The 14,553-nt window shown below is 65.7% G+C and carries 14 protein-coding genes; 8 read left to right on the forward strand and 6 right to left on the reverse strand.

Annotated elements, in window-relative coordinates; translation table 11 throughout:
• Positions 1 to 54: 54 nt before the first annotated feature.
• The 6 genes from ACFB49_RS14955 to ACFB49_RS14980 form a co-directional block, all read right to left on the reverse strand.
• On the reverse strand, positions 55 to 258 hold the full coding sequence (locus ACFB49_RS14955; protein ID WP_380872036.1) for a hypothetical protein: 204 nt from the start codon (positions 256 to 258) through the stop codon (positions 55 to 57).
• Between the two features lie 29 nt (positions 259 to 287).
• Positions 288 to 482: a DUF5818 domain-containing protein gene (locus tag ACFB49_RS14960; RefSeq protein ID WP_380872037.1), complete on the reverse strand. Its 195-nt coding sequence runs from the start codon at positions 480 to 482 to the stop codon at positions 288 to 290.
• A gap of 86 nt (positions 483 to 568) precedes the next feature.
• On the reverse strand, positions 569 to 1,933 hold the full coding sequence (locus ACFB49_RS14965) for an OprO/OprP family phosphate-selective porin (protein ID WP_380872038.1): 1,365 nt from the start codon (positions 1,931 to 1,933) through the stop codon (positions 569 to 571).
• Positions 1,934 to 2,010: 77 nt separating this feature from the next.
• A complete protein-coding gene (locus ACFB49_RS14970; RefSeq protein WP_380872039.1) occupies positions 2,011 to 2,808 on the reverse strand; it encodes an SDR family NAD(P)-dependent oxidoreductase in 798 nt (265 codons plus the stop codon).
• Between the two features lie 16 nt (positions 2,809 to 2,824).
• On the reverse strand, positions 2,825 to 3,229 hold the full coding sequence (locus ACFB49_RS14975) for a RidA family protein (RefSeq protein WP_380872040.1): 405 nt from the start codon (positions 3,227 to 3,229) through the stop codon (positions 2,825 to 2,827).
• 21 nt (positions 3,230 to 3,250) lie between these two features.
• On the reverse strand, positions 3,251 to 4,396 hold the full coding sequence (locus ACFB49_RS14980; RefSeq protein WP_380872041.1) for an epoxide hydrolase family protein: 1,146 nt from the start codon (positions 4,394 to 4,396) through the stop codon (positions 3,251 to 3,253).
• Between the two features lie 185 nt (positions 4,397 to 4,581).
• Here ACFB49_RS14980 and ACFB49_RS14985 point away from each other — a divergent pair, with 185 nt between their 5' ends.
• From ACFB49_RS14985 to ACFB49_RS15020, 8 genes are all read left to right on the forward strand, one after another.
• Positions 4,582 to 6,279 (forward strand): copper resistance system multicopper oxidase, encoded by a 1,698-nt coding sequence (locus tag ACFB49_RS14985; RefSeq protein WP_380872042.1) that lies wholly within the window; start codon positions 4,582 to 4,584, stop codon positions 6,277 to 6,279.
• Positions 6,276 to 7,217 (forward strand): copper resistance protein B, encoded by a 942-nt coding sequence (locus tag ACFB49_RS14990; protein ID WP_380872043.1) that lies wholly within the window; start codon positions 6,276 to 6,278, stop codon positions 7,215 to 7,217. The genes ACFB49_RS14985 and ACFB49_RS14990 overlap by 4 nt, the downstream gene beginning before the upstream one ends.
• A 62-nt stretch (positions 7,218 to 7,279) precedes the next feature.
• Positions 7,280 to 7,939 (forward strand): CerR family C-terminal domain-containing protein, encoded by a 660-nt coding sequence (locus tag ACFB49_RS14995; protein WP_380872044.1) that lies wholly within the window; start codon positions 7,280 to 7,282, stop codon positions 7,937 to 7,939.
• Complete coding sequence (locus ACFB49_RS15000) at positions 7,936 to 8,937, forward strand: HlyD family efflux transporter periplasmic adaptor subunit (protein ID WP_380872045.1); 1,002 nt, start codon at positions 7,936 to 7,938, stop codon at positions 8,935 to 8,937. Before ACFB49_RS14995 ends, ACFB49_RS15000 begins: the two co-directional genes overlap by 4 nt.
• 1 nt (position 8,938) lies before the next feature.
• On the forward strand, positions 8,939 to 10,648 hold the full coding sequence (locus ACFB49_RS15005; RefSeq protein ID WP_380872046.1) for an ATP-binding cassette domain-containing protein: 1,710 nt from the start codon (positions 8,939 to 8,941) through the stop codon (positions 10,646 to 10,648).
• 256 nt (positions 10,649 to 10,904) lie between these two features.
• Positions 10,905 to 12,029: an ABC transporter permease gene (locus tag ACFB49_RS15010; protein WP_380872047.1), complete on the forward strand. Its 1,125-nt coding sequence runs from the start codon at positions 10,905 to 10,907 to the stop codon at positions 12,027 to 12,029.
• A complete protein-coding gene (locus ACFB49_RS15015) occupies positions 12,029 to 13,144 on the forward strand; it encodes an ABC transporter permease (RefSeq protein ID WP_380872049.1) in 1,116 nt (371 codons plus the stop codon). The genes ACFB49_RS15010 and ACFB49_RS15015 overlap by 1 nt, the downstream gene beginning before the upstream one ends.
• Positions 13,145 to 13,149: 5 nt before the next feature.
• A complete protein-coding gene (locus ACFB49_RS15020; protein ID WP_380872051.1) occupies positions 13,150 to 14,550 on the forward strand; it encodes an efflux transporter outer membrane subunit in 1,401 nt (466 codons plus the stop codon).
• The last annotated feature ends 3 nt before the right edge of the window (positions 14,551 to 14,553 follow it).

Genomic DNA, 14,553 nt, shown 5'->3' on the forward strand with positions numbered 1-14,553 from the left:
CTAATATGGATGCTGAAACAAGTTCAGCACGGATGAGGGATAGCGAGCGGCCGACTATTCCAGCCGCGGTTCCGGTACATTGCATCCCGCCTGCTTCATCCGGCCGGCACAACGAGCGCGTAGCGCTTCAACGAGTGTAAGGGCGACGTTGCGAACCTGCCATTGGAGGGCGGCATCGAGCGCCTGATGGCTTGTCGGATAAAGATCGCGATAGCCGATGTAGCGATCGAGTTCGGCATGCGTACCCGCAGGCCCCATCCCATACCCGGCCGCGGAAGCTCCCGACGTCAGCACCGCTCGATGTGTCGAACCTCGACAGAATCGGCGTCGGTTGTTCGCCCCACGACACGCACACGGCTGCCGATAAGTTCGATGGGAATGCGCCGTACACTCAGGCGCCACTGGCCGCCACGGTCACGCTTGAAGGCAAGGCCCTGCTCACGAAGCAGCAGCCCGGTTTCGTCGATCGGGAGCGAACGCATTCCGATGGGATCCCCTCGTTATCGAGAGCCCAACGCGGAAGATCGTATATGGTGCCGCCGACACCATCCAATGATGATGATGAGACTCAGAAATCCAGTTCGAAGCGCGTACCGATGACGTGAAGGCTGTAATCATTGCCCTTGGTCGATGCGATCGCGGCATCGTCATAGGCGAGATAGCCATAGTTCAGGTTGAAGCGCAGATTGTCGATCGGCGCCCAGATCAGCGCGGCGAGAAGCGCATTCTGGCGGCCGCCAACGATGCCGGCCGAACGATCGTTGAGATCGAGATAATCGTAGCGCAGGTTGAACTGGACCGCGCCCACACCACCGTCGCCGAGCGGCGTTTCCGGGCTGAGCGCGCCGAATATGCCGTTCTTGTAGCTCCGGCTGTCGCCGCGGGTGAAGAAATAGCCGATCTCCGCATAGCCGCCGAAGAAGCGCGCATCGGGTGCATCGCGCAGTGTCGATTGCAGCCAGTGGACTTCGGCCGCGCCATGCCAGGGGCCACGAATGAAAGCGCTTTCCAGGCCGTAGTGAAGTTCCCGCTCCACCGGCAGCGATGGCGTCGCGAGAACGCGGCTGTTGGTGCCGTGAAGATAGGGGCGCTGGCGATAGCGGGTCGGTGCATCGGCCAGACGGTTCAGCTCGCGCCAATGGCCGGATGCGCCGAAATGGAGCTGGGTGCCATCGACCCGCGGCTCATAAACGATGCGGCCGTCCACGCCATAGCTGTTATTCTCGTCGCCGCCTTCCACGCCGTCGCTGTCATTGGCGAGCGCGGAAATGTCGTCCGAGAAGAGGCCCGCCTGGAACAGCCAGTCCTTGTGGCGATATTGCGCCGAAAGGCCGAGCCGCCGTTCGAAATTGAAGGCGTCGGTGAAGGCGGCGCGCTCCATCAACGAGCCGCTGGTGTCGCCGGTCAGTTCGTCGAGCGACTGGAATTGGTTCTGGTTGCCGATCGCCAGCAGCCAGGATTTGGTTTCATAGGTGACGAAGGTGTCGACCAGATCGACGCTGTTGTCCGACAGCTCGACTTCGAGCTTGTAGCCGATGCCGCTGCCGAGCTTGCCTTCGCCACCCAGCCGGATGCGGCGGAATTCGCTGGTGGAGCCGAAACCCTGGTCGCTGCTGCCCGGCGGCGGGGTGACGTAGCCGGCATCGGCCTGAATCCGCCCCTTGACCTTGAAGCTGCGATCCTCGCTGACGAATTGCGGCGATCCCTTCCATTGGATCGTGGTGGCCGGCGCTGCGGGCTTCGGCGCAGGCGCGGCCGCCTCCTGCTTGTCGAGCCGCTCCTCCAGCTTCTGCACATGCGCCCGGAGCAGTTTGATCTCCTCGCGCAGCGCGTCGGCTTCGGCCGGCGAAACGGTCTGGGCAAAAGCGGGCGTGGCCAGGATCAGCGCGAGCGGAAGCGTGGCAGACAGGATTCGGGAGAGAGGCGCCGACATGGGCGCCAGCCCCTACGTATCAATTGTTGCTGGACGGACCGAGTATTGTGTCGAAATGTTAATGAGCGTCCAGGAGGTCATTCCGGAAGCTGGGGCTCCCATGGCACGCCGTTGATATGGCCGCCGCCATCGACGAACAGGGTGTTGCCCGTCATGTAGCGGCTGTCGTCGGACGCCAGGAACACGGCGACCGGGCCGATATCCCATTCGGGATCCCCCACCCAGCCCATCGGCACGGCGGCGGCCGTCTTGGCCGCATTCTCCGGGCTCATCGCGGCATAGCGTTCGTAGGCGGCGGATGCGGCGCCGGGGCAGATGGCGTTGGCGGTGATGCCGTGCTTGGCCCATTCGCGCGCCGCGGTGCGGGTGAGCGCGCGGACCGCTTCCTTGGCGACATTATATTCGGCCGAATAAAGATGCGCGTTGACGCCGTTCAGCGAGCATAGGTTGATGATGCGCCCCCAATGGCGCTCCTTCATCGCCGGGAACACCGCCTGCATCGCCCAGAAGGTCGGCCACAGCGCCATCTGTAGGCCGCCCGCCATGATCTCCTCGGTCTTGTCTTCAAGCCGCGCGACGGTCGATCCGCCCCAGGCATTGTTGACGAGGATATCCACCGCGCCGAAGCGGGTGACAGCGGCATCGATCGCGGCGAGAAGCTGGCCGCGATCGCGAACATCTGTCGCCACCGCTAGGCTCTCTATGCCAAAATCGTCCCGCAGCACCTGCGCCGTGCGCTCCCCAAGTTCGGCCTGAAAATCGGCGATCACGACATTGGCGCCTTCGGCCGCCATGCGTCGCGCCATGCCGCGACCAATGCCTTCGCCGCCGCCGGTTATCAGCGCGGTGCGACCGGCGAGCTTGCCCTGCCCCATCATCCTCTCCTTCGTTTCAGTCGACCGCGACGACGGTCGTCATCTCGATCTCCAGACCGGTCAGCGCCAGCCGCTCCACTCCGATCACCGACGATGCGTTCGCCGGAAAGGGCTTGCCGTCGAGCGCGACATTCATGGCCGCGGTGAAGCGCTGGAACTTCTCGTCGCTGAGGCCGACGATGTAGAAATTCATGCTGACCACATCCGCAGTGGTGGCACCCAGGGCATCGAGCGCGTGGGCGACATTCTGGAAAGCGCGCACGACCTGATCGTGAAAATCCGTGCTGGGAAGCTGGAAATTGGTGTTTAGCGCGGTCTGGCCGGCGATGAAGGCGAGCCGCTTTCCGGGCGGCGGCACGGAAATCTGCGCGAAGCCGTCAAGCTTGAACAGGCTGTCGGGATTGATGTGCTGGACGCTCATATACGCTCCGAAATTTGGGGGTCAGGCTTGTTCGCGCAGGAAGCCGCGCAGATCCTCGACGAACAACTGGGGCTGCTCCATCGCCGCGAAATGGCCGCCCTTGGGCAGTTCGGTCCAGCGGACGACATTGTAGCTCTTCTCGACCGTGCTGCGCGGGAACTTGCCGAGCTCGCCGGGGAAGTTGGCGATCGATGTGGGCTTCTCGACGCGGGCGCCGGCGGGCACCTGCTCGTCGAAAACGCCGCGATAGAGCCAGGATGCGGTGCCGAACGTATCGGTGACGAGATAGACCATGATATTGTCGAGGATGCGGTCGCGCGAATAGACCGACCACAGATCGCCGTCGACGAGATCGGACCAGGTGTGGAACTTCTCGACGATCCACGCCGCTACGCCCAGCGGGCTATCCGCCATCGCATGATCGAGCGTGACCGGCTTGGTCGACTGGATCGCCATATAGCCGCCTTCGAACCGCCAGATGTGCTGGAGGTTCTGGGCGGCCGCGATCTCCTCTTCGGTTTCCGGCTGTGCGGCGGGATTGGTCCAGCCGAAGGTGAAGTTGAGGTGGACGGCGGTGCAGCCCGCGCCTTCATAACCGAGCCAGCCGGATATGGAGGAACCCCAGTCGCCGCCCTGCGCGACATAGCTCGAATAGCCGAGTTCTTCGCGCATCAGCTTGTCGAAGGCGCGGGCGATGGTGCGCGGGCCGATCGGCTTGGCGGGCTTCGACGAGAAGCCGTAGCCGATCAGCGACGGAATCACGACCGACACCGCGTCCGCCGGATCGCCGCCGAAGCGCGCCGGATCGGTCAAGGGTTCGATCACCTCCATGAACTCGACGAAGGAGCCGGGCCAGCCATGGGTGATGATCACCGGTTTTGGGTTCGGCCCATTGCCTTGCACATGGATGAAATGGACGGTGTAGGGCGCGCCATCCACCTCCACTTCCCCGAGGAAGTGGGGGAAGCGGTTGAGTTCCGCCTCGCGCATGCGCCAGTCATACTGGTTCAGCCAATGTTCGACGAGTGCGCGCATATCGGGAACGCTGGCGCCATAGGCCCAGGGATCGCCCGCCGCTTGCGTGGGCCAGTTTGCCTCGCGCAGCCGGCGCGCGATCCAGTCCAGTTTCTCCTGCGGCACGGATATGCGGAAGGGTGTGACACTCATCATCTGGCCCCTCTCTTTCTTGACTCGCCGGCCAAATTATAGCGCGCTCTAACGATGACAAGCTGTTACTGCGCGGTCGGCCTGCCCGAAATCTCCTGACTTCGCGAAGCGGCCCGATTACAGGGCGAAACAATCATCGTGAAAATGGCCCGACCGCCAAGCTGCTGGCCATATTGGGAATGCGCATGAAGCAAATGATCGACCGTCGCGGGGTGATGCGCGGTGCGTCCTTTATCGGCGGGGGCCTGGCGTTGAACGCCGTCCTGCCCGCCTGGGCCCAGAGCGGTGCGGATGGGCTTACGCCGGCGATGCCGATGCTGAGCGGAACCGACATCGCGCTGTCGATCAGCCATTCATCCTTCACCGTCGGCGGCCGCACCGGCCATGCGATAACGGTCAATGGCTCGTTGCCCGCACCGCTAATCCGGCTGCGCGAGGGGCAGAATGTGCGCCTTGCGGTCACCAACACGCTCGATGAGGATACCTCGATCCACTGGCACGGGCTGATCCTGCCCTTCCAGATGGATGGGGTGCCGGGCGTGAGCTTCCCCGGCATCAAGCCCAATGAGACCTTCACCTATGAATTCCCGATCAGGCAATCGGGCACCTATTGGTATCACAGCCATTCGGGGCTGCAGGAGCAGATGGGCCATTATGGGCCGATCGTGATCGACCCGGCCGGCGCCGATCCCGTCGCTTATGATCGTGAACATGTGATCGTGCTGTCGGACTGGAGCTTCCTCCACCCCCACGAAATCTTCCGCAAGATGAAGGCGCAGGGCGGCTACTTCAATCGCCAGAAGCAGACGCTGACCGACGGGGAAGCGATGTCCGCCGCCGATCGCGCGATGTGGGGCGCAATGCGGATGGACCCCAGCGACATCTCTGATGTCACGGGCACGACCTACACCTACCTCATCAACGGCCATGGGCCGGGCGAGAATTGGACCGGGCTGTTCCGGCCGGGCGAACGGGTGCGGCTGCGGTTCATCAACGCATCGGCGATGACGATCTTCAACGTTCGCATCCCCGGCCTGCCGATGAGCGTGGTGGCGTCGGACGGCCAGAATGTCCGCCCCGTCACCGTCGACGAATTGCAGATCACCGTCGCCGAAACTTTCGACGTGATCGTGACGCCGACCGAGGACAAGGCGTTCACCCTGGTGGCTGAAGCCGTGGACCGTTCGGGGATGGCGCGCGGCACGCTGGCGCCGCGGCCGGGGATGAGCGCGGTGGTGCCGCCGCTTCGGCCCCGCCCCACCTTGTCGATGAAGGATATGGGGATGGGCGGGATGGACCATGGCGGGATGAACCATGGCTCCATGAAGATGCGCGACAAGGCCAATGCGCCGACGACGATGAAGGTCGGCCCCGGCGTGGATTCGATCGCGGCCATGCCGGTCGACCGTACCGGCGATCCCGGGCTGGGGCTGGAGGATGTCGGCCACAAGGTGCTGACCTATCGCGACCTCGTTTCGCTGACTCCCAATGTCGACACGCGCCCGCCGGCGCGGCGGCTGGAGCTCCACCTGACGGGCAATATGGAACGCTTCATGTGGTCGTTCGACGGCGAGACCTACAGCGAAGTGACCGAGCCGATCCGCTTCGAGCGCAACGAGCGTGTGCGCGTCGACCTGGTCAATGACAGCATGATGGCCCATCCGATCCACCTGCACGGCCATTTTTTCGAGGTGGTGAACGGCCATGCCGGCAACCATCCGGTGAAGCATACGGTGAACGTGCTGCCGGGCGGCAAGGTGAGCTTCGACCTGACGGCCGATGCGCCAGGCGACTGGGCGTTCCATTGCCACCTGCTGTTCCACATGCACGCCGGCATGTTCCGCATCGTCAGCGTCCGCCCGCTGGACGGGGAGCCGGCATGAAGCCCGTGCTGCTCGCCTTGCTACTAACGATCGCAGCCCCTGCGCTGGCGCAGCATCAGGGACATGACATGTCGGCCGCGCCGCCCACTGATCCCCATGCCGGTCATGATATGGGCACCGCGCAACCCGCCGATCCCCATGCGGGCCATGATATGAGCGCGACGCCGCCCGTCGACCCGCACGCCGGCCATGATATGGCGGCACCCGATGCGACGCCGATCGCACCGCCGCCGCCGGGCGCGCTGGCCGGACCCAAATATGCCGCCGATGGCAGTTTCGATCCCGCAGCGATGGCGGCCGCGCGGCGGCAGTTGCAGCGCGAGCATGGCGGCGGGCTGAACCATGTGCTGATGATCGAGCGGCTGGAGGCGCGGATCGGCGACGGCGCTGATGCCTGGCTGTGGGATGCGCAGGGCTGGTATGGCGGCGACGTGGACAAGCTTTGGGTGAAGACCGAGGGCGAGAGCGAATTTGGCGGGCCGCTGGAACAGGCCGAGGTGCAAGCGCTGTGGAGCCATGCGATCGACCCCTGGTTCGACCTGCAACTCGGCATCCGCACCGACCTGAAGCCGGAGCCGGAACGCGCGCATCTCGTGGTAGGTATTCAGGGCCTGGCGCCTTACTGGTTCGAGGTGGACGGCGCGCTCTTCCTTTCGGACAAGGGTGACCTTACCGCGCGACTGGAGGCGGAATATGACCAGCGGATCACCCAGAAGTTGATCGTGCAGCCGCGGGCCGAAATCGATCTGGCGGCGCAGGATGTGCCGGAGTTAGGGATCGAGGCGGGGCTGTCGTCGATCGAGGCGGGGGTGCGGGTGCGGTATGAATTCGTGCCCGAGTTCGCACCCTATATCGGGGTCGAATATGAGCGGCAGAACCGGGACGGTGGGAATGAGGGCGGCTGGCGGGCGCTGGTTGGGTTGAGAGTCTGGTTGTGACAGAATCCTGGAGCGAAGGGTGGGCACTTGCGATGTTCGTTCGATCGAACTAATCTGCGGCAATGTGCCGGAAGCATGACATTGCGATAGACGAGCGGCTGCTGGAGACCGCGGTCGACCAATTCGGCCGGCACGGCTTCGACGGCGCGAGCACACGGGCGATCGCGGCGGCGGCGGGGACGGCGATGTCGTCGATCACTTACCATTATGGCGGCAAGGAAGGGCTCTACATCGCCACCGCGCACCATATCGCCGGCAAGGTGCGCGAGCGCATGGCGGGGCCAGTAAGCGAGGCGCGCGCGCGGATCGAGGCCCGCCCCGATGCCGACAGCGCGATCGCGGCGCTGCTGAAGATCATCGACGGCTTCGTCCAGGTGATGACGAGCGCCGAAAGCGCAGCCTGGTCCCGCTTCATCGTGCGCGAGCAGATGGCGCCGACCGCGGCATTCGAAATACTCTATAGCGAGATGATGCGCGGCGTGGCCGGGCTTGGCGTGGGCCTGCTGATCGCAATTTCGGGCGGCCGGATCGACGAAGCCGAGGCAAAGGTCCGGGTATTGGCGATGTTCGGCCAGGTGCTGGTATTCCGCGTCGCCCGCGCCACCGTAATCAACCTGACGGGATGGAGCGAAGTCGGCCCGCACGAAGCCGCCGCCGTCCGCGCCACCGTGCGCACCCATATGACCGCCATATTGAACGATCTGCGTGGAGATCGCCCATGAATCGTCGTCGCCTGATCACGTTGGTGCTGATTCTGGCGCTGGTGCTGGCAGCCCTGTTCACCAAAGGCTTCGGGCTGTTCGACGGGCGTGACGGCACGCTGACGCTGAACGGCAATGTCGACATCAGATCGGTCGACCTTGGCTTCCGCGTCCCCGGCCGGATCGCCGACATGCCGGTGGAGGAAGGGCAGAAGGTCGCCGCCGGCGCCGTGCTGGCCCGGCTCGACAACCGCCCGTTCAACGACGCCTTGAACGCGGCCACGGCGCAGGTCGGCGTTGCCGAGGCGGAACTCGACAAGCGGATCAACGGCAACCGCCCGCAGGACGTGGCGCGCGCCGCCGCCGAAGTGGCCGCCACCAGGGCCGCGCTCGCCAAGGCCAATGAGGATTATCAGCGCCGCGCCGAACTGGTGAAGACAGGCGCGGTAAGCCAGGCGCTGTTCGATGCCAGCAAGGCCGAATATCTGTCCGCACAGGCGCAGCTTCGCGCGGCGGAACAGGCGCTGTCGTTGCAGAAGGCCGGCGCGCGGACCGAGGATGTCGAGGCCGCGCGCGCGCAGCGATCGGCCGCCATCGCCCAGCGCGACAAGGCGAGCACGGACATTTCCGACACGGCGATCACGGCGCCCGCCGGCGGCACGATCCTGACCCGCGCGCGCGAACCCGGTGCGATCGTGCAGGCGGGCGAGACGGTGTTCACGCTGACGATCGACCGGCCGATGCGCGTGCGCGCCTTCGTTTCCGGGCCGGACCTGAGCCGGATTTCGCCGGGCATGAAGGTTCGCGTGACAGCGGACGGCAATGCCAAGACCTATCAGGGCACGATCGGTTTCATTTCGCCGACCGCCGAGTTCACCCCCAAGACGGTGGAGACGCAGGATCTGCGCAGCGACCTGGTCTACCGCATCCGCGTGATCGTGACCGATCCCGATGACGCGCTGCGCCAGGGCCAGCCGGTAACGGTGACGGTGCCCGACGCCCGCCCGGCGGCCGACTGAGATGGCCGAGAGCGTCGCCACCGCGCGCGGCGTGACCAAGCGCTTCGCGCCGAGCGGGCCGGCCGCGCTGGACGGCGTGGACATGGATATCGTCGCGGGCCGGATGACCGGCCTGGTGGGGCCGGACGGCGCTGGCAAGACGACTTTGATCCGGCTGCTGGCCGGGCTGCTCGATGCCGATGGCGGGACGATCGACGTGCTGGGCAAGCCCGCCACCGAGGCCGACCGCACGATGATCGGTTACATGCCGCAGCGTTTCGGCCTCTATGAGGATCTGAGCGTCCTCGAGAATCTGACGCTCTATGCCGATCTGCGCGGGTTGCCGCATGACGAACGGCAGGCGCAGTTCGATCGGCTGCTGGAGTTCACCGATCTCGCCCGGTTCAAGCCGCGACTGGCAGGCAAGCTTTCCGGCGGGATGAAGCAGAAACTGGGCCTCGCCTGCGCACTGGTGCGCACGCCCCGGCTGTTGCTGCTCGACGAACCGGGTGTCGGCGTCGACCCTGTTTCGCGGCGCGAATTATGGGCGATGGTGCAGGAACTGGCCGGTGAAGGCATCGGCGTGCTCTGGTCCACCGCCTATCTGGACGAGGCTGAGAAATGCGACAGCGTCTTCCTGCTGAATGAAGGGAAATTGCTGCATGGCGGGCCACCGGAGGCGCTGACGGACAAGGTGGCGGGACGCATCTTCCGCCTGGCCGTTCCGCCCGAGGAACGCCGTCATCTGCTGGAAAAGATGCTCGATCGCGAGGACGTGACCGACGGCACGATCCAGGGCGCGTCATTGAGGATCGTGATGCGCGATGGCGCCGCCCCGCCCCACCAGCCGGGCGTGCAGGCGGAGCCGGTCGATCCGCGTTTCGAGGATGCCTTCGTCGACCTGCTGGGCGGCGGGCCGCCCGGAACGAGCCGGCTGGCCGAAGCCTATCGGCAGATCCCGGAAAGCGACCAGCCGGCGATCCTGGCCGAAGGACTGACCAAGCGTTTCGGCGATTTCACCGCGGCACGCGACATCCGCTTTTCGGTGCCGCGCGGCCAGATCTTCGGGCTGCTCGGCCCCAATGGCGCCGGCAAGTCGACGACCTTCAAGATGCTGTGCGGGCTGCTGACGCCGAGTGCCGGCAATGGCCGTGTCGCCGGGCACGACCTGCGCACGGCCCGCGCCGATGCGCGCCAGTCTCTCGGCTATATGGCGCAGAAATTCTCGCTCTATGGCGATCTCAGCGTCCAGCAGAATCTGGATTTCTTTTCGGGCGCTTATGGGCTGAGCGGGCGCGAGCGGCGCGACGCGATCGAGCGCGTGACCGATATCTTTCATCTGGCCGACTATCTGGACGTCAACAGCGGGACGATGCCGCTGGGATACAAGCAGCGGCTGGCGCTGGCCTGCGCCGTCATGCACCAGCCGCCGGTGCTGTTCCTCGACGAACCGACGTCGGGCGTCGACCCGATCGTCCGCCGCGAATTCTGGGCGCATATCAACGGGCTGGTCGAACGCGGCGTCACCGTCCTCGTCACCACGCACTTCATGGACGAAGCCGAATATTGCGACCGCATCGCCCTGATCTACCGCGCGGAGGAGATCGCGATGGGGACGCCGGACGAACTGAAGGCGCAAGCCGCGCAGGCGAACGGCAAGGACGATCCGACGATGGAGGACGCCTTCATCGCATTGATTGAATCGTCCGACGCGGCGCGGGAGGCGGCGTGATGGAGATCGTGCTCCTCCCCCTCCTCCGTTTGTGTCGAGCGAAGTCGAGACACGCTGGCGCAGCGATTGGGGCTGTGTCTCGACTGCGCTCGACACAAACAGAATGGGTGGGCGAAGGTGAAGGCCCGCGAACGGTGATCCGTCCCCTTCCTCCGTTCGTGTCGAGCGAAGTCGAGACATGCTGGCGCGGCGATTGGGGCTGTGTCTCGACTTCGCTCGACACAAACGGGAGCGGTGGGTGGAGCGGAGGCGAGGCATGAGCGCCTTCAACCGCCAGCGCTTCCGCGCCATGCTGGTGAAGGAATCGCTGCAGATCCTGCGCGATCCATCGACTTTTCTGATCGCCTTCCTGCTGCCGCTGCTGCTGCTGTTCCTGTTCGGCTATGGCGTGTCGCTGGATACGACGCGAACCCGCGTCGGGCTGGTGGTGGAGGATGCCGGGGCGCCGGCGCTCGATCTGGCGCTGGCGTTCCGCCAATCGCGCTGGTTCGAGGTGAAGGAAGCCCCCGCCGTGCAGGAGGCGCGCCGCGCGCTGATCGGTGGCGACATACGTGGCGTCATCGTCATCCCGCAGGATTTCAGCCGGCGGATCTCCGAAGGGCGTGGCGGCGAGATCCAGGTCATCACCGACGGATCGCTGCCCAATACCGCCAATTTCGTCGCCGCTTATGCCGAAGGCGTGCGGGCGACCTGGCAGGCGGGCCGGATGCAGGAGGGCGGCCGTGCGATCGCGCCGCCCGTCCAGCTTGCCACGCGCTACTGGTTCAACCCCGAACTGGCGAGCCGTTACTTCCTCGTCCCCGGCGCGATCGCGATCGTGATGACGATGATCGGCACCTTGCTGACCGCCCTGGTCGTCGCGCGCGAGTGGGAGCGCGGCACGATGGAGGCGATCATGGCGACGCCCATCGGCATAAGCGAGTTCCTGGCGACCAAGGTGATCCCCTATTTCCTGCTCGGCCTGGGATCGATGACGCTTTGCACCTTGCTGGCGATCTTCGCCTTCGGCGTGCCGTTCCGCGGATCGCCGCTGGCCTTGCTGTGCATCGCGTCCGCCTTCCTTATCCCCGCGCTCGGCCAGGGGCTGCTGATCTCGGCCGCGACCAAGAACCAGTTCGTCGCGAGCCAGGTGGCGCTGCTGACCGCCTTCCTGCCGGCGATGCTGCTTTCGGGCTTTCTGTTCGAAATCTCGTCCATGCCGAAGATCATCCAGGTGATCACCTATGCGGTGCCGGCGCGCTATCTGATCCCGCCCCTGCAGACGGTGTTTGTGGCGGGCGACCTGTGGGGGCTGTTCCTGCCCAACATCGCCGTGATGCTGGGCTTCGGCGCTTTGTTCTTCACGCTCGCCTTCCGATCGACGCGGCGGAGGATCGCCTGATGGACCAGGCGGCGCTGACCCGGCTATGGGCGATGATCGTCAAGGAATTATGGGCGGTGCTGCGCGATCCGCATGCACGGCTGGTGCTGGTGGTGCCGCCGCTGCTGCAATTGTTCGTCTTCGGCTTCGCGACGACGCTGGAAGTGAAGAATGTCGACGTGGCGCTTTACGACCGCGACGGCGGCGTCTGGGCGCAGGAATTCACGATGCGGCTGGCGGGCAGCCCGAACATCCGCAGCATCGTGCCCATACATTCGCCCGCGGAACTGCGCGACGCGATCGACAATCGCAAGGTGATCGCGGCGGTGGCGATCGACGACCGGTTCAGTACCGACATCGCCGCCGGGCGGCCCGGCACGATCCAGGTGATCCTCGACGGGCGTCGGTCCAACGCCTCGCAGATCGTCGCATCCTATCTCGGCCGCATCGCCAATGATCTTGGCGCGACGATCCGCCCGCAAATGGCCAAGGCCGCGGGGCGGTCGATCACGACCCACTGGTTCAACCCCAATCTCGATTATCTGTGGTTCACCATGCCGTCGCTGATCGTGATCATCGGCGCGGTATCGGCCATGTCGGTCACCGCGCAATCGGTGGCGCGCGAACGCGAGTTGGGCACGTTCGACCAGTTGATGGTCTCGCCGCTCAGGCTGCATGAGATATTGATCGGCAAGATGGTGCCGCCCTTCCTGATCGGGCTCGCCAACGCAATCCTCTATACCTTGCTGATCCCGACATTGTTCGGCGTGCCGCTGACCGGATCGGTGCCGCTCTTCTACATCGCCTTGAGCTTCTATCTCCTGTCGCTGATCGGGGTGGGGATGCTGATCTCCTCTCTCTCGCAGACGCAGCAGCAGGCATTTCTCGGCATGTTCCTGACGACGGTGCCGGCGATCCTGCTGTCGGGCTATGCGAGCCCGATCGACAATATGCCGGGCTGGCTGCAGGTGATCGCCCAGCTCAACCCGCCCAAGCATTTCCTGATCGTCAGCGAAGGCGTCTTCCTGAAGGCGATGCCGGCGCGCGACATTCTTGCCAATACCTGGCCGCTGATGGCGATCGCCGCGGTGACGCTGACCGCCGCGACTTTGCTGTTCCGCGCCAGGATGGAGTGACTTTGATGCGTTTTCTTCTCCTGTCCCTCCCGATCCTCGCGCTCGCCGCCTGCACCGTCGGGCCGGAGCATCAGCGGCCTGTGGTTGCGGGTGACGCCGGCAAATGGATCGAGGCGGCGGATACCCAGCCGATCGACACGGCCTGGTGGCAGCGGCTCGACGATCCGGTGCTGACCCGGCTGGTCGAGGCGGCGGTGGCGCGCAATCTCGACCTGCGCGAAGCCGACGCCCGGCTGCGCGAGGCGCGCGCAAATCGCGATGCGGCGGCGGGGCGCCGGCTGCCGCAGGTGGATGCGGCGGGATCGGCGACGCTCAACCAGTTGAGCGAGAACGGGCAGATTCCGCTCGGCAACATCCCCGGTTTCGACCGGAGTTTCGGATTGTTCGATCTGGGCTTCGACGCGAGTTGGGAGGTGGACCTGTGGGGCTACAATGACCGCATGGTCGAGGCGGCGGACGCGCGGGCGGATGCGGCGGAAGCGGCGCGGCAGGAAGCGGCGCTGCAGGTCGTGGCGGAGGTCGTGCGCAGCTATATCGACCTGCGCAATGCCCAGGAGCGGGCGGCGAGCGCACGGGCGGATGCGGAGGCGCGGGGCGGGATCGCGAAGCTGACCGAGCAGCGTTATCGCGCCGGGGAATCCGCGCGCTTCGATTTCGTCCGCGCCGACGCGCAGGCGCAGGGTGCGCAGGCGGCGATCGCGCGCTTCGATGCGGATGCGCGGGGCGCGGCCTATCGGCTGGCGGTGCTGACCGGCCAGCCGCCCGAGGCACTGGCGAGCGAATTGCTGGCGCCCGGCACGATGCCGCGCAGCCCCGAACGGATCGCGGCGGGCCTGCGATCGGAGCTGTTGCAGCGCCGGCCGGACATTCGCGAGGCCGAACGCAGGCTCGCCGCGGCGACTGCGGACGTCGGCGTTGCGACCGCCGATCTGTTCCCGCGGATCGCCTTGATCGGGTCGATCGGCCAGCAGGCGCGATCGGGCGATGATCTTGCGTCGAGTGGCAGCACGCGCTTTTCGGTGGGGCCGAGCCTGCATTGGCCGATCTTTTCGGGCGGCACGATCCGCGCGCAGATCCGCGCCGCCGATGCACGGGCGGACGCCGCGGCGGCGCGCTACGAGAAGGCCGTGCTCGGCGCGCTCGCCGATAGCGAAGGCGCGCTCAACCGCTATGCCGCGACGCAATCGACCCGCGCCGACCGCGAAGCCGCGCGCGACCGCGCCGCCGAGGCGCTGACCCTGGCGCGGCAACGCTATCGTGCGGGCGAGGATGATCTGCTGGTACTGCTCGACGCCCAATCGGCCTATAGCGCGGCGGAAGCGCTGGCGATCGAGGCCCGCGCCGCCGAGCTTCTAGCCGCAACCGCACTCTACAAGGCGCTGGGCGGCGGCTGGGAATCGAAGTGAAAG

Origin of the sequence: Sphingomonas sp. DBB INV C78 (genome assembly GCF_042693015.1) — a bacterium.
Classification (GTDB): domain Bacteria; phylum Pseudomonadota; class Alphaproteobacteria; order Sphingomonadales; family Sphingomonadaceae; genus Sphingomonas_E.